This window comes from Pseudomonas sp. GW821-FHT07G10, assembly GCF_059418545.1.
On sequence record NZ_JBWKQB010000001.1, the window covers coordinates 520,896 to 537,799 of the forward strand.

Genomic DNA, 16,904 nt, shown 5'->3' on the forward strand with positions numbered 1-16,904 from the left:
GTCATACCAGCATAGAATCATTCAGCCAAAAGGGACGCTTTTTACCTGATGCAGAGCTTTATCCTATTTATCTGGCTGGCTCTCTGCGCTGTGCAGGACATTCAGCACCGCCAAATTGCCAATGGCTTGACCCTTGGCGCGACGGTCGTGGCGCTGGTGTATTTGCTGTGGAACGACACCACGTGGCTAGGCGCCCGTGCGGAGCAGGGTGTCTGGGCATTCTTGCTGGCGTTGGCCTTCACGTTGCCCGGCTACGTGTCAGGGCGTCTGGAGGCGGCTGATGTGAAGCTGATGGCTGCGTTGGGGCTGGCGACCGACAACCTGCATCTGTTGGGAACCTTCATTGGCGCGGGCATCGTCAGTGTCATCTGGCTGCTGATTGCTCCCAGGCTCTGGCCGCATATCAGTAAAAAACTGAGAACCCGCTTGCAGTACCTCGATCCGAAAGAGTCCAGACAACAACCCTTTGCGCCCTTCGTTTTTGTCGGCATGCTCCTGGCTGTCGCCTGGATTCATTAATAGCCCTGAGCTACTAGTGGCCTGTACATAGTCGCAAAGTAGTCTATTTTCAATTCAGTACCTGAACAGCCCGACGCTGCAGGTACAGGAAAGGTCAGTCAGTCTTCGGCTGCCAGACATGGAGTCGCGCGTGAACAAGCTAATGTCCCCGGTAAAAGTGCTTGTGGTCGACGATCAGCCGCCGGTCGTGGAAGAATTCTGCGAACTTCTCGAAAACAGCGGTTATCGCTGTGTCCCCTGTAAATCCGGCAGACACGCCATCGAACGGTTCAGTGAGGACGCTGAAATAGGCCTGGTGCTGTGTGATTTGCACTTGCCCGAGCTGGACGGCATTGAGTTGGTGCAGGAGCTGCAACGCATCGCCGGCAAACAGCGAGCGTTCGAGGCGATCATGCTCACCGGGCATGCCGATAAGCAGCATGTGATCAAGGCGCAACGCGCCGGGGCCGCCTTTGATCAGCGAGCCGGACACAGCAAAGCCGTGTTGACGGAAAGGCTCAGGGCGTGATGGCGGCCTGTCATTGAACGAAGATCTCGCCTCTACTAATTGGATTTCACCCTCCCGGCCATTTTCTGCTCATAGAGGGCAGGAATTTCATGTTGATAGCTTTTCAGCCAGCGCTGCATGCTCAGCTCACGCTCGGCGGGCGTTGCGATTTGCGGTATTGACGATGCCACTGTGTTGCGGCCTTGCAGCTGCAGCCAGACTTCGGTTCCCTGTTGCTGCGCCGAGGCGGGCCCGGCATCCATGGCCAGGGCGGTCAACGGCAGGCTCAGCAGGCCCGCATAGCAGAGGATATTCAGTTTCATCATGGCCTCTCTTGGTGCTTACTTGATACTCGGTTGTTGTGGATCGCTGGCGGTAACGACTTGATCGCCTACGGCCGGTTTGCCTTTGATCAGGGTTTTGAGCTTCTCGGCGCGCGCCTTGGCATTGGTGAATTGTTCAGGGCTCAGGCCGGCGCGGCTGACCACCTCGGAAGCTTGTCTCCAGTTGTCTTGATAGAGTAGCAAGGACACCAGATTCACTGCCGCCAATTGATCTGTCTGCTTGAGCTCAATGGCGGTGAGGAACTCAAAGCGTGCTTCGTTGATCCGCAGTTGGTTGAGGTAGACCACGCCCAGGTCGTTGCGGATTTTCTCGTCAGTGGGCGAGAGTCGCGCGGCACGCGACATATGTTCCAGGGCCTGGTCGTTGTCACCTTTGGCCGCGGCCAGCTGGCCCAGGCCATGTTCAGCTTCGGCTGACAGGCAGGTGCCGAGCAGGCTGCGGTACAGCGGCTCGGCTTCATTTTGGCCCAGCAAGCGGTAAATCCTGGCTTTGCGCAAGCGCACCTGGTTGAGGTCATCGGGCAGATTTTGCAGGTTGGCCAGGCCGGCGTGCAGCTTGCCATCATTGATCATGTCGTCGGCCAGGTTCAGCGACAGTTCCTGATCGGAGTTCAATTTGGCACAGGGGCCGGGTGGGGAAAGGCTCGACCAGGAGCCCTGACCGTTGGTGGCGCAGCCGCCCAGCATCAGCAGGCTTAGTACAGCAATCATTGCTTTCATCAGGATCCCTCTAGTAAGCAAATGCACGGGCGATGTCGGCGCTGATCACTTGCCCCAGTAGCGCCTCAAAGTAAGTACTGTTGCGAGTGATCGCAAGGAAGGTCTGACTCAGGCTTTGGTTCATTGCGAGAGTCCCATTTTCTTGTCGAAGTCGCCGTTTTCCAGGAAGTACATGCGGTAAAAATTCGGGTCGTAATTGCGCAGTTGCTCGCCGGGCAGCGACGGCAGTTGCGCATTGGCCGCCAGCGGCTGAACCAGGTGCGGGGTGACGATCATCAGCAGTTCGCGCTCTTCGCGATTGATCTTCGAGTCGCGGAAAAAAGCCCCGAGGATTGGAATATCACCCAGGCCGGGAAACTTGTTGACCTGAGAATTATTGCGGGTACTGATCAAGCCGCTGATCACGAAGCTTTCGCCATCGGCCAGGGAAACGCTGGTGTCGGTACGTCGCACCGTCAGTGCTGGCACCACGGTACCGGCGATGGTCACGGCGTTGGTGAAGTCGAGTTCACTGACTTCCGGCGCCACCTTCAGGGCAATGCGGTTGCGGCCGACGATCGTCGGCGTCAAGCTCAGGCGGATGCCGAATTCCTTGTATTCGATGAACACGCTGTCGCTGCCGGAGCTGGGCACCGGAATCGGAATCTCGCCGCCGGCGAGGAAGCTTGCACTCTGGCCACTGAGGGCCACCAGGCTCGGACGTGCCAGGGTGTAGGCAAAACCGCTGCCCTCCAATGCGTTGATCGCTACCAGGGTTTTGCCGCCGATCCAGTTGAAGTTGAACTGAGCGTTATCCACTGGTGCGGTGGCGGTGACGACTCCGTTAATCGTCGGCAGGGTTTTCGGTGCGCCGAACAGGAAGTTGCCACGGGTACCGAAAATCGAGGTCGTGGCTTCCTTGAGCTTGGTGCGGCTGACCTCGACAAAGCGGATGTCGGTCTGCACCTGGATGGGCAGCGTCGGGTCTTCGGACGGTGCTAACGAACTGCTGGTCAGGGAGGCGCTGGCTTTGCCCTGAACGAATATCATGCTCTGACGAGGAGCACTGGAGCACGCGGTCCAGACCATCAGGCTGGTTGCGCCCGGGGCCATACCCGTGAGCAGAAAAGCGTTGTTGCCATTGAGGTGCACGTCAGCGACTTTCGGATCGCCCACCGCCAAGCGAGTGATCGCCACAGGTGATGGTATCTCTCGCTGGAGGCCCTCGCCGACTTCAATCGCTGCTGGTAATCGGTCTAATGCGGGGCAGTTGCTGGAGGCGGCTAGCGCCATATCGATAGGTAGTCCGGCCAGCATCATGGCCCAGATCACACGTTTGAACTCTGGCACGGAATGTTTGCGCATGTATGTTCTTCCCTGCTTTATCAAGGGGTTTGTCAGGAGGCCTGGTTACCGCGAATAATCTCTATGGCTGTGTGTAGCGTAGCCACAGTATTGTTTCTAGCCAGCCCTTTGGACACCGCACCGAGGGCCAGTTGGGTGAATTGGAACAAGTGACTATTGACGGTGTAGAGGTTGGCCGGGGAGTCGCTTTCGCCTGCCCAGGAAAGGGCTGGCGGGCCACCGGCCTCGAAGCTGTCATCACTGAACCAGGCACCGGCACTCAGGTGCCGCCAAGGCGCACGACCAACAGCCTGATCGATACTGCTCAGGCTGCCAGCAGGTGCACTGCGAAGTTTTTCCAGAGCAAGGTCAGCGGCGCTGATCGGGACGAACGGAGGTACGTCGTGGACCAGCACTACGACCGGTTGACGGGGCTGGTCTTCGGCCGTGGCAACGGCTTTTTCCAGTGCGACGGGGGCGGAGCTCTGGACCATTGGTTCGGCTACCAGCACTGGTTGGTGGCTGAGTACGAGCCCCCAATAACCAACAAAAATGGCCCCTGCTAAAAGTAATCCGGCCAGGCCCATGGTGATGCGACTGTTCATCACGGCTCTCCCTTTCCTGCCGTATTACCAGTCTGTATTTCCAGACGGTCAGTTTCGCAATCAGGCAGCTATGAACATGTATCTATTTGCTATTTGAAGGTAGCGCAGACAAGCCAAAATGCCATTAGCCAGAAAGAAATAACTCAAAGACGTCTGTAATTCTTTAAAAACGACGGACTTTTGGCGTGATCCTCCTGGTTAATAGTTTGTGATTAATCCGTTCTTGCAGTTGCTTCACCGCGACCTCGGTCAAACTTGCCCTGCAACACTTGACCCGCAATCCGGATATCGCGCTGGTCATCGCCGACCTGCGCATGCCGGAAGAAAGCGGTATGCCGATCATTTAACAAGAGGGATTACCTTATACTGCGGTCCCAATTTCCCCGCTGGAGAACACTATGCCCGCCCCTGTCTGGTGGCTGCTTTGCCTGCCCTTTATTGCCGGCGCTTTTCTTCCGCTGCAGGCGGGGATCAATGGCCAACTGGCCAAGCAGGTGTCCAGCGTTCTGGCTGCGGCATTGATTTCATTTTTTGTCGGGGCCGTGGCGCTGCTGATTCTGGTCATGGTTCAACGTGAAGTACCGACGTTGAACGCGCTGAAAAGCCTGACCTGGTGGCACTGGAGCGGGGGGCTGCTCGGCGCTTTCTTTATCACCACAGCCGCGTTTGCCGGCCCGCGAATCGGCGCCATGTTGTTCATGGCGCTGGTACTGGCCGGTCAGTTGGGCATGGCCCTGGCGCTGGACCATTTCGGCTGGGCCGGTTTTCGCGAAGCGCCGATCAGCGTCGGCAAGGTTGCCGGGCTGGTGCTGATCCTGGCCGGGGTGTTCATGATCCGGCGTGGTTGAGTCGCAGCCTCAGGCAATTGGCCGCCAACTGCCGAGCATGTGCTCCAGATCCCCGACACCCATCAATCGCAAATCCCCACTGGAGCCCGCTGCGCTGCTCAGTAATGTGACCTCGCCGGGCAAGCGCACCGGTTTTTTGAACTCCACCGCAATTTCTACATTGGCCGCGGGCAAACGCTCGCTGAGTGCTGCCAGGGTGCGCGCCTTGTTCCACAATCCGTGGGCGATGGCTTTGGGGAATCCGAACATTTTGGCGCTGACGGCGCTCAGGTGAATCGGGTTGTAATCGCCGGAGACCCTGGCGTACCGACGGCCGATGTTGGCGGGAGCCCACCAGCGCGTCAATTCGCTCAAGGCCGTGGGCGCTGATTGCGTTTCTTCGAGCGGTTCGCCCGGCAACTCGACGCCTCTGCACAGCATGCGGCTTTCGGCTTCCCACAGCGGACCGAGCGGATCTTCAAGCGTGGTGATCAGGTCGAACACCGCACCTTTGGCGTGAGGTTGCAGGTTTTTCAGATGAACACTCACTCGCACACTGCCGACACCGCCCATGGGTCTTAACACGCGGATGCGATTGGCCAGATGAATCAGCCCCAGCAGCGGGAAAGGGAAGTCACTGGCGGTGAGCAGTTGCATCTGCAAGGCGAACGCCAGCACATGGGGATAGGTCGGCGGTAGCAAGCCGTTCTCGGTAAAACCGCAGACTTTGCGATAGGCCGCCAGCCGTTTTGGGTCGACATCGACCCAGCAGCGCAAGCCATACTCGGGCAGTGTGCTGCCGGTGATCTTGCGCCGCGTGGCTGCCCGAACGTATAGCTCGGTCAGGTTGGGGGCTCTGTTGAGTGCGTGCCAGTCCACTGCCATGATTATGCTCCCAATACGTTTTGCCCACAGACGCGCAAGGCTTGCCCGGTGACTGCGCCACTACCCGGCTGGCTGAGCCAGGCCACAGCTTCGGCGACGTCCTGGGGCAAACCACCCTGGCCCAGAGAATTCATGCGCCGCCCGGCTTCGCGCAGAGCGAACGGAATATGTGCAGTCATCTGTGTTTCGATAAAGCCCGGCGCTACCGCGTTGATGCTGATGCCGCGCTCCCGCAGCAGCGGCGCCCAGGCCTGGGCGAGGCCGATCAGCCCGGCCTTGCTCGCGGCATAGTTGGTTTGCCCGCGGTTGCCGGCAATGCCGCTGATGGAGGCCAATAGAATCACTCGACCGTTATCGCACAGGGTGCCGCTGTCCAGTAGCGCCTGGGTTAGTACTTGCGGCGCGTTGAGGTTGACGGCGAGCACCGCGTCCCAGAAATCCGGGGTCATGTTGGCCAGGGTCTTGTCGCGGGTAATCCCGGCGTTGTGCACCACGATATCAATGCCGTCCGGCAGCTGTTCGATCAGTTGCGTACCGGCATCCTCTGCGCAGATATCCAGCGCGATACCGCGCCCGCCCAAGCGAGCGGCGAGGGCATCGAGATCGGATTTGGCCGGCGGCACGTCAAGCAGGATGACGTCGGCGCCATCTCGGGCCAGAGTCTCGGCAATCGCTGCTCCGATACCGCGTGCAGCGCCAGTGACCAGGGCTTTGCGCCCGGCCAGGGGGCGGCTCCAGTCCTGCACCTGGGTGTCGCAGGCACTCAGGCGCAACACTTGCCCGGACACGTAGGCGCTTTTGGGCGAAAGGAAAAACCGCAGTGCACCTTCAAGCTGCTCTTCGGCGCCTTCGCCCACATGCAACAACTGCAAGGTGCCGCCGTTGCGCAATTCCTTGGCCAATGAGCGACTGAAACCTTCCAGCGCCCGCTGGGCGCTGGCGGCGAACGGGTCGCTCAGGGTGTGCGGTGCGCGTCCGAGAATTACCACGTGAGGGCTGTTGTCGAGGTTCCTCAGCAGCGGCTGGAAGAATTCGCGCAATTGCTTGAGTTGATCGGTCCGGGTAATGGCGCTGGCATCGAACACCACGGCTTTGAGTCTGGGGCCGTGACCGGGAATCCAGGCAGGCGCCACCAGCGGCTCGGGGCCGTAGCTGTAAATAGCATCGGTCAGCTTGTTGGCGAACGCGCTGATGTTCTGCGCCAGCGGGCCACCGCCAATCAGCAACGCGCCTTCGACGGGTCGCAGGCGCCCGGCCTGCCAGCGCTCCAGACGTCCCGGTGACGGCAGGCCAAGGGCACCGACCAGGCGGCGGCCGATTGCCGAGTTGGCGAAGTCGATATAGCGATCAGACATGGAACGCCCTCCAGCTGCTGGGGTTCAAACTGTGGACCATTGATGGTCATCAGTCGTTCGATTAAACGAGATACAACCTACGCTTGTACAAGCGTGCACCACTCACAGGATAGGGAGCTTTTCATGACTCAGCCGCGCCGCGTCGCGATTATCGGCGGTAACCGTATCCCCTTCGCCCGCTCCAATGGTCCTTATGCCACGGCGAGTAACCAGGCGATGCTGACGGCGGCGCTCGAAGGGTTGATCGAACGCTATAACCTGCACGGCCTGCGCCTGGGCGAAGTGGTTGCTGGCGCGGTACTCAAGCATTCGCGGGATTTCAACCTGACCCGCGAATGCGTGCTTGGCTCGCGACTGTCACCGACCACCCCGGCCTACGACATTCAACAAGCCTGCGGTACAGGCCTTGAAGCGGCGCTGCTGGTGGCGAACAAAATCGCCCTGGGGCAGATCGAATGCGGCATCGCTGGCGGGGTCGACACAACCTCGGATGCGCCGATCGGGGTGAATGAGGGGTTGCGCAAGATTCTGTTGCAGGTCAATCGCAGCAAAACCACCGTCGAAAAGCTCAAAGCCCTGCTGCAACTGCGGCCCCATCACCTGAAGCCTGAATTGCCACGAAATGGCGAACCGCGCACCGGCTTGTCCATGGGGGAGCATTGCGAGTTGATGGCGCAGGCCTGGAGCATTCCCCGTGCCGAACAGGATCAGCTGGCGCTTGAAAGCCATCAGAAAATGGCTGCCGCCTACGCTGAAGGCTGGCAAAACGATTTGATGACGCCGTTCCTTGGCCTGACCCGTGATAACAACCTGCGCCCTGACCTGACCCTGGAAAAGCTCACGTCGCTCAAACCGGTGTTCGAGCGCAGTGAAAAGGGTACGTTGACGGCGGGCAATTCGACGCCGCTGACCGATGGTGCGTCGCTGTTGTTGCTGGGCAGTGAGGCATGGGCCAAGGAGCGCGGCTTACCGATCCTCGCGTATCTGCGCGACGGCGAAGCGGCTGCGGTGGATTTCGTCAAAGGTGCGGAAGGCCTGTTGATGGCGCCGGTGTATGCGGTGCCGCGCTTGCTGGCGCGTAACGGTCTGACGCTGCGGGACTTCGATTACTACGAAATCCACGAAGCCTTTGCCGCGCAAGTGCTGTGCACCCTCAAGGCTTGGGACGATCCGGTGTATTGCAAAACCCGTCTCGGCCTGGACGCGCCGCTGGGCTCCATTGACCGCAGTCGGCTAAACGTCAAAGGCAGCTCTCTGGCCGCCGGACATCCGTTTGCGGCCACGGGCGGGCGGATCGTTGCGAGTCTGGCCAAGTTGCTGGACGCGGCGGGGCAGGGTCGAGGCTTGATCTCGATCTGCGCCGCTGGCGGTCAGGGTGTCACTGCAATCATTGAGCGCTGAGCACAGCTGCGCCTTGCTGCTCGGCGATCAACCGATTGCGGTTGGCGTAACTCTCGGCCATCACCGAGCAGACGATCAACTGCAAGGGGTGATAGATCATGATCGGCAACAGGATCAGCCCCAGCCCCGGGTTGGCGCCGAAGATCAGCGCGGCCATCGGTGCGCCGGCGGCCAGAGACTTTTTGCTGGAGCAGAACACCGCGGCGATCTCGTCGGCCGGACTGAACTTCAAGGCGCGGGCGGTGCGAGTCGTCATCCAGAGGATAGCTGCCAGCAATATCGCGCTGCCAATCAAGGCGCTGAGAATGACCGAGTTACCCTGCTGCTGCCACATGCCGGAGACCATCGAGTTGCAGAACGCGGCGTAGACCAGCAACAGGATCACCAGCTTGTCGACGATGTTGGTGTAGCGCTTGTGTCGGGCGAAAAACTTGCCGAAGAACGGCCGTAGCAACTGGCCGAGCACCAGCGGCAGCAGCAACATTGCGCAGAGGTCGAGCAAGGTCGAGCCCAGGTCGATTCCGCCCGCGCCGCTGCCCATCACCAAACTCACCAGCAACGGCGTGAGGAAGATCCCCAGCACACTGGACAGGCTGGCATTGAGAATCGCCGCAGGCACGTTGCCGCCGGCGCTGCCGGTCAGGGCCACAGAGGAGGAGATCGTCGAGGGCAGGGCGCACAAGTAGAGAAAACCGAGCATCAACAGCGACGGGAAATGGGAACCCAGCAGTTTGTCGCTGAGCAGCCAGATCAGCGGAAACACCACGAAGGTGAAACTCTGCACCATGATGTGCAGACGCCAGTTCTTCAGACCATGGCTGATCTGTTCGCTGGACAGGTTGACCCCATGCAGAAAGAACACCAGAAACACACCAATGTTGATCACCCATTCGGCATGCATCGATCCGCCCGAAGCGCCGAAGCGTGGGAACAGGTACGACAGCAAGGTCGCCACCAGCATGCCGCACAAGAACCAGTCGGTGACCACGCGTTTGAGGTGTTTGAAGGCATGCATATCCGGCACCGATAGGATTGTAAGAATTGATGACTTAGCCTAACGTCGGTGCAACAAGCCGTCTTGCGACATAAGGCCAATCAATGCCGACTAACGGACAACGTGGACTCGAACGGCAAATTCCTGCCCTGACGGCATTGCCGCGTCCACTGTATGCGCGGGCTGAAAGTCTCAGCGCCGGCTCATGGACGCCTGCTCATCGCCACGACTGGGTGCAGTTTTCCTACGCGATCAGTGGCGTACTTGGCGTGCATACCGCCGAGGGCAGCTTCTTTGCGCCGCCACAGTGGGGGATCTGGATTCCGGCCGACCTGGAGCATCAAGTGGTGACCTCGATGCGCGCGGAAATGCGCAGCCTCTATGTGCGCCGCGAAGATTGCGTATGGGCCCCTGAGCGTTGCCGGGTGCTGGAAGTGACGTCGCTGGCGCGGGAGTTGATCAAGAGTTTTTGCCAATTGCCGGTGGATTATCCACAGGGCAATACCCGCGAAGCGCGCCTGGTGCAGGTGCTGATGGACCAGTTGGCGAGCTTGCCTGAGGTCGGCTTCTCCTTGCCGCTGCCACGCCATCCACGCCTGCTTGGGCTGTGCAACGAGTTGATCGCCAGCCCTGAGCAAAGCGTCACTTTGCAGGAGTGGGCTGAGCATCTGGGGACATCGGAGAAAACCTTGATGCGGCTATTTCAGCGCGAGACGGGTCTGAGTTTCCGCAGCTGGCGTCAGCGTATGCGCTTGTTGTCGTCATTGCGCGCATTGGAGGAGGGCGACAGCGTGACCGCTGCCGCGCTGTCGTGTGGCTATGACTCGACCTCGGCGTTTATTGCGGCGTTCAAGGGGTTGTTCGGATGTACCCCGGGAGAATTGTTCAAACAGTGAAAGCGCTAAAAGAGCGATCACTCCCACGCTCTGCGTGGGAGTGTAGCGATGGACGCTCCAGCGGCGCTTTTGAAGCGTGACGCGGAGCGTCACCGGAGGCATTCCCACGCAGAGCGTGGGAACGATCAGGCTCTTACGTGCGGAACCTTCTCACCAAAACATCCAGCTCATTGGACAACCCTGCCAGGCTCCGGGAATCCAGTTGCGCCGAGTTGGCCAGTTCGGCCACCAGCTGCGCATCGCCATGGATCTGGCTGATGTGGCGGTTGATGTCTTCAGCGACCTGGTGCTGCTCCTCGGCAGCCGTAGCGATCTGGGTGTTCATGTCGCGGATCACGTCCACCGACTCACGGATCTGCCCGAAACTGCTACGCGCGAGCCCGATGCGGCTGACGGACTGTTGCGACACTTCAAGGCTGGCGTGCATCTGCTGCGTGACCTGACTGGTGCGCTTGGCCAGATTGCCCAGCAGGCCGTCGATCTCGGCAGTCGAGTCGGCGGTACGCTTGGCCAGGGCTCGCACTTCATCGGCAACCACGGCAAAACCGCGACCTTGCTCACCCGCGCGGGCGGCTTCGATGGCCGCGTTCAAGGCCAGCAGGTTGGTTTGCTCGGCGATGGAGCGGATGGTGCCGAGAATCGACTGGATGTCATTGCTGTCGCGCTCCAGTTGCTGCATCGACTGCGCTGACTGCTCGATCTCCTGGCTCAGCTGATCGACGCTGCTGACCGCGGCATCGATCTGTTGCTGACCTTCGCGGGCCTGGCGCTGACCACTGTCGGCCGATTCGGCGGCCTGGCTGCAAGAGCGCGCGACTTCGTTGGCGGTGGCGACCATTTCGTGGAACGCGGTGGACACCATGTCCACTGCTTCGCGCTGGCGTCCGGCGGCTTCGGCCATGTCGCTGGAGACCTGGGTCGAGCTCTTGGAGGTGGCGAGGATCTTGTTCGCTGCCTGGCCGATGTTCTGGATCAGGTTACGGATCGCTGCCAGGAACTGATTGAACCAGTTGGCCAGTTGCGCGGTTTCATCGCTGCCACGGATCTGCAGGTTCTGCGTCAGGTCGCCTTCACCCTGGGCGATCCCTTCCAGACCGCTGGCAACGCTGCGGATCGGCCGCACGATCAGGCTGGCGAAACTCGCACCGACCACGGCGAAGATCACCGCCAACACCGTGGCGATGATTGCGATCAACCAGGTCAGCTGGGTCGCCGAACTCATCACTTCGGTCTGTTTGATCAGGCCGATAAAGGTCCAGCCCAGCTGTTCCGATGGCCAAACGTTGGCCATGTAGTGCTCGCCGTTCAGTTCGACTTCCACCAGGCCTTTGCCGGCCTTGGCCAGTTGCGCATAACCATCACCCAGGCTGCTCAGGGCTTTAAAGTTGTGCTCCGGTTGCTTGGGATCGACCAGCACCGTGCCGGTGTTTTCCATCAGCATCAGGTAACCGGTATCGCCAAGCTTGATCTGTTTGACGATTTCGGTGAGCTGTTTGAGCGTCACGTCGATACTTACCACGCCGCCCGTGGCGCCCAACTTGTTGCCGATGGTGCGCACGGTACTGACGTAGGTCGTGTCGTCGGCGGCATAGTAATAAGCTTCTGTGCGAAACGGTTTGCCCGGATTGGCCATGGCGGCCTTGTACCAGGGGCGCTGACGCGGGTCGTAGTTGTTCAGCTTCGCTTCGTCAGGCCAGGAGACGTAACCGCCAGCACTGGTGCCCACGATCGCATAGGCGTAAGACGGATGGCTGGTGCCTATGCTCTCGAGCAGGGTAAAAATCTGTTTGTCCATCTCCCCTTGGGGAATGTCCGCCGCGTTGGCGCTGATGTAGGTTTTGAGGCTGTCATCGCTGTTTTTGATCAGCGGCTGGTTGGCCAGATAGTTGACGTTCTGGCTGATGCTATCGAAAAATATTTGCATGGCGTTGCTGACCTGACGAATCTCACGGCCGCTGCCGTCGACGAAAGCGTCTTTCGCATCGCTGCGCAGGTTCAGCACCACCAGGGTGGCGACCAGTACGACCGGCAAGCAGGCGATGATTGCAAACGCCCACGTCAGTTTTTGTTTGATGTTCATCCGCGCTCCAGATTTTTCTTATAAGCCCACGAAGTGCTGATGCCTCGCGGATTAACGGCAGCCGTAAAGCCTTGCGGTGTTTTTTGCAGTCTCTTGCATCCTGCGACGTGCGCGGCCTCCATCAAGGAGATCCAGTGCGGTACGCTGGCGTCTTTATTCTGATTGTCAGACAAAATAGGTTTGTCTCTGATGACTTCGGCTGAATGGAGAGAAAATTGAGGCTCTTCAAAAAAAAATCCTGCACTGGCCTGGTGACCCGGTCTCAGCTTGTGTCGCAAATGCCCTCCTATCGGGCCGCTAACAAGAGCAGAACACTCGGCTATGATTCGGGGCGGTCGATCGATATCGGCAGGTTTGGCTGATTAATCTGGCACATTGAGTGCATCTGAGGTGTTCATAGGTCGGCAACCCCTCCCCGCTGTGAGAGGATTGCCGTATAACGAGTGACATTCGCGTGTTTGGTAATAAAGGACCCACAATAAAAGCTGATGAAGACTCCCAAACGCATTGAACCCCTGATCGAGGACGGTCTGGTCGACGAGGTGCTGCGCCCACTCATGAGTGGTAAAGAAGCAGCTGTTTATGTGGTGCGCTGCGGTAACGAGTTACGTTGCGCCAAGGTTTACAAGGAGGCGAATAAACGAAGTTTTCGTCAGGCCGCCGAGTACCAGGAAGGTCGCAAGGTGCGCAACAGCCGGCAGGCTCGAGCGATGGCCAAGGGCTCCAAGTTCGGTCGTAAAGAAACCGAAGACGCCTGGCAGAACGCCGAAGTGGCTGCATTGTTCCGTCTGGCCAGTGCCGGCGTGCGGGTTCCCAAGCCGTTCGACTTCCTTGAAGGCGTGCTGCTGATGGAGCTGATCGCCGATGAGTACGGTGACGCGGCGCCACGTTTGAACGATGTGGTGCTGGAACCGGATCAGGCGCTTGAGTATCACGCTTTCCTGATTCAGCAGATCGTGCTGATGTTGTGTACCGGTCTGGTGCACGGCGACCTGTCCGAGTTCAACGTGCTGCTGACGCCGACGGGTCCTGTGATCATCGATCTGCCGCAAGCAGTGGACGCGGCGGGCAACAACCATGCGTTCAGCATGCTGGAGCGGGATGTCGGCAACATGGCGTCCTACTTCGGGCGTTTTGCTCCGCAGTTGAAAGGCACCAGGTATGCCAAGGAAATGTGGGCCTTGTATGAAGCCGGCGCCTTGCATCCGGCCAGCGTGTTGACCGGCGAGTTCGACGAACCGGAGGAGCTGGCGGACGTCGGCGGCATCATGCGCGAGATCGAAGCCGCACGGTTCGATGAAGAGCGTCGGCAAGCGGTGCGCGCCGCTGACGATGCGCCACCGGGCAAAACCGAAGAGCCGCCTCCACCCTGGATGCAGTGATTGGGTAAAAAATCCGGCCTCGGCCGGATTTTTTGTGAGTGTTGATCCTGTAGGAGCGAGCGGTGCGGCGATCCGACTTGCCCGCGATAAGGGCGATGTGGTCTATCTGGAATACCGCGTTATCGTTCATCGCGAGCAAGCTCTGCTCCTACAGGTTTGCGTGGATCAGATCAGGCAACACCCTTTTCACAACATCCACCCGAGGCCAGCTCCTTGAGGATCGGGCAGTCGGGTCGATGGTCGCCGTGACAGTGTTCGACCAGGTCTTGCAACGTGTCGCGTAACTGCCCAAGTTCGCGGATCTTCAGGTTCAGCTCCTCGATATGCTGACGAGCCAGCGCCTTGACGTCGGCGCTGGCCCGCTGCCGATCCTGCCACAGGGTCAGCAGCTTGCCGACCTCTTCCAGCGAGAACCCCAAATCCCGTGAACGTTTGATAAATGCCAGCGTGTGCAGGTCGACGTCACCGTACACGCGGTAGCCGCTGTCGGTGCGATGGGCCGCTTTGAGCAGGCCGGTCGACTCGTAATAACGGATCATCTTCGCGCTCAGGCCGCTCTGACGGGCTGCTTGGCCGATGTTCATTCAGCGTCCTCCAGGTCGTTGGGTTTCCAGGTTTTCAACAGTAGCGCATTGCTCACTACGCTGACGCTGGACAATGCCATGGCGGCGCCAGCCAGTACCGGATTGAGCAGACCGAACGCCGCCAGCGGGATCCCGATCAGGTTATAGACGAAGGCCCAGAACAGGTTCTGGCGAATCTTCGCGTAGGTCTTGCGGCTGATCTCCAGCGCCGCCGGCACCAGCCGCGGATCGCCGTGCATCAAGGTGATCCCGGCAGCATGCATGGCGACATCGGTGCCGCCGCCCATGGCGATGCCGATATCGGCCGCCGCGAGGGCCGGGGCGTCGTTGATGCCGTCTCCGACCATGGCCACCACGCCCGTCTTTCTGAGATCGGCGACGGTGGCGGCTTTATCGGCTGGCAGCACTTCGGCGTGTACGTCGCGAATCCCCAGCGCTTGGGCGACGACCCGGGCGCTGCCACGGTTATCGCCTGTCAGCAGGTGGCTGCTGATATCGCGGGCGTTGAGCGCTTGCACGGCTTGCAGGGCTCCGGGCTTGAGGGTATCGCCAAACGCGAACAGGCCGAGCACACGAGGTTGCGGGCTTTGTTCGATTAGCCAGGACAAGGTCCGGCCTTCGATTTCCCATGCTTGAGCGGATTCTTTCAGCATTCCGGCGTTCAAACCGCTTTCCTCCAGCAGGCGACGGTTGCCCAGTGCCAGTTTTCGGCCGTCAAGGGTGCCGGCGATACCGCGTCCGGTCAGGGACTGGCTGGCGCTGACATTGGCCACGGGCAAATTACGCTCGGCGCAGGCGTCCAGCACGGCTTTGGCCAATGGGTGTTCACTACCGCGTTGCAGCGCACCGGCCAGTTGCAAGAGTGTGCCTTCGTCACCGTCGATGGCACTGAGGTGGGCGATTCGTGGCGTGCCGCAAGTCAATGTGCCGGTCTTGTCGAAGACCACCGCACTGACTTCATGGGCGCGTTCCAGTGCTTCGGCGTCTTTGATCAGAATGCCGTGGCGGGCTGCAACGCCGGTCCCGGCCATGATCGCCGTCGGCGTTGCCAGGCCCAGCGCGCAAGGGCAGGCGATGACCAATACCGCCACCGCATTGATGACGGCAATCTCTAGCGGTGCGCCATACATCCACCAGCCAATTAGCGTTGCCAGGGCCAGCAATAGTACGACGGGCACGAACACCTGGCTGACTTTATCCACCAGTTTCTGGATCGGCGCCTTAGCGGCCTGGGCGTCTTCCACCAGACGAATGATTCGCGCCAGCACGGTTTCCGCGCCGAGTGCCAGGGTGCGCACCAACAGACGACCTTCTCCATTGATTGCGCCACCGGTGACTTTGTCGCCGGGCTGTTTCGGTACTGGCAGGCTTTCGCCGCTGATCAGCGCCTCATCGGCATGGCTCTGACCTTCGAGCACTTCGCCATCCACCGGGAAACGCTCGCCGGGTTTGACCATGACCAGATCATGGAGGCGCAAGTCGCTGATGGCGACGTCCTGTTCGCGGCCGTCGATGACTTGAGTCGCCCGCTCCGGACGCAAGGCTTCAAGGGCGCGGATGGCGCTGGCGGTCTGGCGTTTTGCGCGGCTTTCCAGGTATTTGCCAAGCAGCACCAGAGCGATGACCACTGCCGACGCTTCGAAATACAGGTGCGGCATGCTGCCGGCGGTGGCAGTGGCCCATTCATAAAGACTCAGGCCATAACCGGCGCTAGTGCCCAGCGCCACCAGCAAGTCCATGTTCCCGGCGCCGGCCCGAACGGCCTTCCAGGCGGCGATATAAAAGCGCGCACCGAAGATGAACTGCACCGGTGTCGCCAAGGCAAATTGCGCCCAGGCGGGGAGCATCCAGTGCAGACCGAAGGGTTGCACCAGCATCGGCAACACCAGCGGGAGTGCCAGGATGATTGCGAGCAACAAGGCCCGGCGTTCGCGATGCAAACGCTGTTCCTGATCGGTGAAAGTCGATTGTTCGCTTTGCCACAGGCTGGCGGAGTAACCGGCGTTGCTGACGGCCGTGATCAAGGTCGCGGGATTGATCTGGCCAAGCAGTTCGAGGTGGGCACGTTCATTGGCCAGGTTGACGCTGACGCTCTTTACCCCGGCGACTTTGCCCAATGCTCGCTCGACTCGCCCGACGCAGGAGGCGCATGTCATGCCGCCGATGCTCAATTCCAGGCTCTGGGCCGGAACGCTGTAACCAGCCAGCTGCACAGCTTCCATCAAGGCCGGGAGGCTGTCGCTCGGCGCCTGGACGCGAGCCTGTTCAGTGGCCAGGTTGACGCTGACGGCGCTGGCACCGATGACCTTGCTCAAGGCGCGTTCCACACGCCCGGCACAACTGGCGCAGGTCATGCCGGCAATCGGCAGATCGAAGGTGGTTGATTCGGGCATGGGCAGTACTCCCTGTAGAAATTACCTACAGGATCAACCTTGCCATGCTGGCAAGGTCAAGCGCCAATTTGCGGACGCAGAATAACTGTAGGAGCAGCCGGTCGACGCT

At 60.0% G+C, this 16,904-nt stretch carries 15 protein-coding genes and 4 pseudogenes; 7 read left to right on the top strand and 12 right to left on the bottom strand.

Features of this window, described 5'->3' with window-relative positions; all coding sequences use genetic code 11:
• The first annotated feature begins 48 nt into the window (after positions 1-48).
• Both AC07O1_RS02345 and AC07O1_RS02350 read left to right on the top strand, forming a co-directional pair.
• Complete coding sequence (locus AC07O1_RS02345; protein ID WP_495011285.1) at positions 49-519, top strand: prepilin peptidase; 471 nt, start codon at positions 49-51, stop codon at positions 517-519.
• A gap of 130 nt (positions 520-649) precedes the next feature.
• Positions 650-970, top strand: a pseudogene (locus AC07O1_RS02350) (response regulator); the annotation flags it as partial.
• Positions 971-1,062: 92 nt separating this feature from the next.
• Here AC07O1_RS02350 and AC07O1_RS02355 read toward each other — a convergent pair.
• The 4 genes and pseudogenes from AC07O1_RS02355 to AC07O1_RS02370 form a co-directional block, all read right to left on the bottom strand.
• Positions 1,063-1,329, bottom strand: a complete 267-nt coding sequence (locus AC07O1_RS02355) for a DUF3613 domain-containing protein (protein WP_494993629.1) — start codon at positions 1,327-1,329, stop codon at positions 1,063-1,065.
• A gap of 18 nt (positions 1,330-1,347) precedes the next feature.
• A complete protein-coding gene (locus tag AC07O1_RS02360) occupies positions 1,348-2,070 on the bottom strand; it encodes a tetratricopeptide repeat protein (RefSeq protein ID WP_495087805.1) in 723 nt (240 codons plus the stop codon).
• A gap of 120 nt (positions 2,071-2,190) precedes the next feature.
• Positions 2,191-3,369, bottom strand: a complete 1,179-nt coding sequence (locus tag AC07O1_RS02365; protein WP_495011343.1) for a type II and III secretion system protein family protein — start codon at positions 3,367-3,369, stop codon at positions 2,191-2,193.
• Positions 3,370-3,629: 260 nt separating this feature from the next.
• Positions 3,630-3,998 (bottom strand): annotated as a pseudogene (locus tag AC07O1_RS02370) (SAF domain-containing protein); the annotation flags it as partial.
• 215 nt (positions 3,999-4,213) lie between these two features.
• Between AC07O1_RS02370 and AC07O1_RS02375 the strand changes: the two are divergent.
• Both AC07O1_RS02375 and AC07O1_RS02380 read left to right on the top strand, forming a co-directional pair.
• Positions 4,214-4,342 (top strand): annotated as a pseudogene (locus AC07O1_RS02375) (response regulator); the annotation flags it as partial.
• A 54-nt stretch (positions 4,343-4,396) separates the two neighbouring features.
• Entirely contained in the window at positions 4,397-4,846 is a 450-nt protein-coding gene (locus AC07O1_RS02380; RefSeq protein ID WP_494993538.1) for a DMT family transporter, read from the top strand.
• Between the two features lie 9 nt (positions 4,847-4,855).
• On the opposite strand, the gene AC07O1_RS02385 is transcribed toward AC07O1_RS02380, so the two are convergent.
• The gene (locus AC07O1_RS02385; protein WP_495087806.1) at positions 4,856-5,710 is read right to left on the bottom strand and encodes a MaoC family dehydratase; all 855 of its coding nucleotides are present in this window, start codon (positions 5,708-5,710) and stop codon (positions 4,856-4,858) included.
• Positions 5,711-5,712: 2 nt separating this feature from the next.
• Positions 5,713-7,065 (bottom strand): 3-oxoacyl-ACP reductase, encoded by a 1,353-nt coding sequence (locus tag AC07O1_RS02390; RefSeq protein WP_495087807.1) that lies wholly within the window; start codon positions 7,063-7,065, stop codon positions 5,713-5,715.
• Positions 7,066-7,188: 123 nt separating this feature from the next.
• Between AC07O1_RS02390 and AC07O1_RS02395 the strand changes: the two genes are divergently transcribed.
• Positions 7,189-8,466 (top strand): acetyl-CoA C-acetyltransferase, encoded by a 1,278-nt coding sequence (locus tag AC07O1_RS02395; protein ID WP_495087808.1) that lies wholly within the window; start codon positions 7,189-7,191, stop codon positions 8,464-8,466.
• Here AC07O1_RS02395 and AC07O1_RS02400 read toward each other — a convergent pair.
• Positions 8,453-9,481, bottom strand: coding sequence for a bile acid:sodium symporter family protein (locus tag AC07O1_RS02400; RefSeq protein ID WP_495087809.1), 1,029 nt, complete (start codon positions 9,479-9,481; stop codon positions 8,453-8,455). The two genes, AC07O1_RS02395 and AC07O1_RS02400, sit on opposite strands and share 14 nt — an antisense overlap.
• Positions 9,482-9,564: 83 nt before the next feature.
• Here AC07O1_RS02400 and AC07O1_RS02405 point away from each other — a divergent pair, with 83 nt between their 5' ends.
• Positions 9,565-10,356, top strand: a complete 792-nt coding sequence (locus AC07O1_RS02405; protein ID WP_495087810.1) for an AraC family transcriptional regulator — start codon at positions 9,565-9,567, stop codon at positions 10,354-10,356.
• 133 nt (positions 10,357-10,489) lie between these two features.
• On the opposite strand, the gene AC07O1_RS02410 is transcribed toward AC07O1_RS02405, so the two are convergent.
• The 3 genes and pseudogenes from AC07O1_RS02410 to AC07O1_RS02420 all read right to left on the bottom strand — a co-directional run bounded on the left by AC07O1_RS02410 (position 10,490) and on the right by AC07O1_RS02420 (position 12,714).
• Entirely contained in the window at positions 10,490-11,257 is a 768-nt protein-coding gene (locus AC07O1_RS02410) for a methyl-accepting chemotaxis protein (protein ID WP_494993631.1), read from the bottom strand.
• Between the two features lie 90 nt (positions 11,258-11,347).
• Positions 11,348-12,436 (bottom strand): annotated as a pseudogene (locus AC07O1_RS02415) (cache domain-containing protein); the annotation flags it as partial.
• The gene (locus AC07O1_RS02420) at positions 12,433-12,714 is read right to left on the bottom strand and encodes a hypothetical protein (RefSeq protein WP_495087811.1); all 282 of its coding nucleotides are present in this window, start codon (positions 12,712-12,714) and stop codon (positions 12,433-12,435) included. The pseudogene AC07O1_RS02415 and the gene AC07O1_RS02420, both read right to left, overlap by 4 nt.
• Before the next feature lie 210 nt (positions 12,715-12,924).
• Here AC07O1_RS02420 and AC07O1_RS02425 point away from each other — a divergent pair, with 210 nt between their 5' ends.
• Positions 12,925-13,818, top strand: a complete 894-nt coding sequence (locus AC07O1_RS02425) for a PA4780 family RIO1-like protein kinase (protein ID WP_495087812.1) — start codon at positions 12,925-12,927, stop codon at positions 13,816-13,818.
• A gap of 170 nt (positions 13,819-13,988) precedes the next feature.
• Here AC07O1_RS02425 and cueR read toward each other — a convergent pair whose 3' ends face one another.
• Together cueR and AC07O1_RS02435 are read right to left on the bottom strand one after the other, a co-directional pair.
• A complete protein-coding gene (gene cueR, locus AC07O1_RS02430; RefSeq protein ID WP_495011292.1) occupies positions 13,989-14,402 on the bottom strand; it encodes a Cu(I)-responsive transcriptional regulator in 414 nt (137 codons plus the stop codon).
• Entirely contained in the window at positions 14,399-16,795 is a 2,397-nt protein-coding gene (locus AC07O1_RS02435) for a heavy metal translocating P-type ATPase (protein WP_495087813.1), read from the bottom strand. Before AC07O1_RS02435 ends, cueR begins: the two co-directional genes overlap by 4 nt.
• Positions 16,796-16,904: the final 109 nt, after the last annotated feature.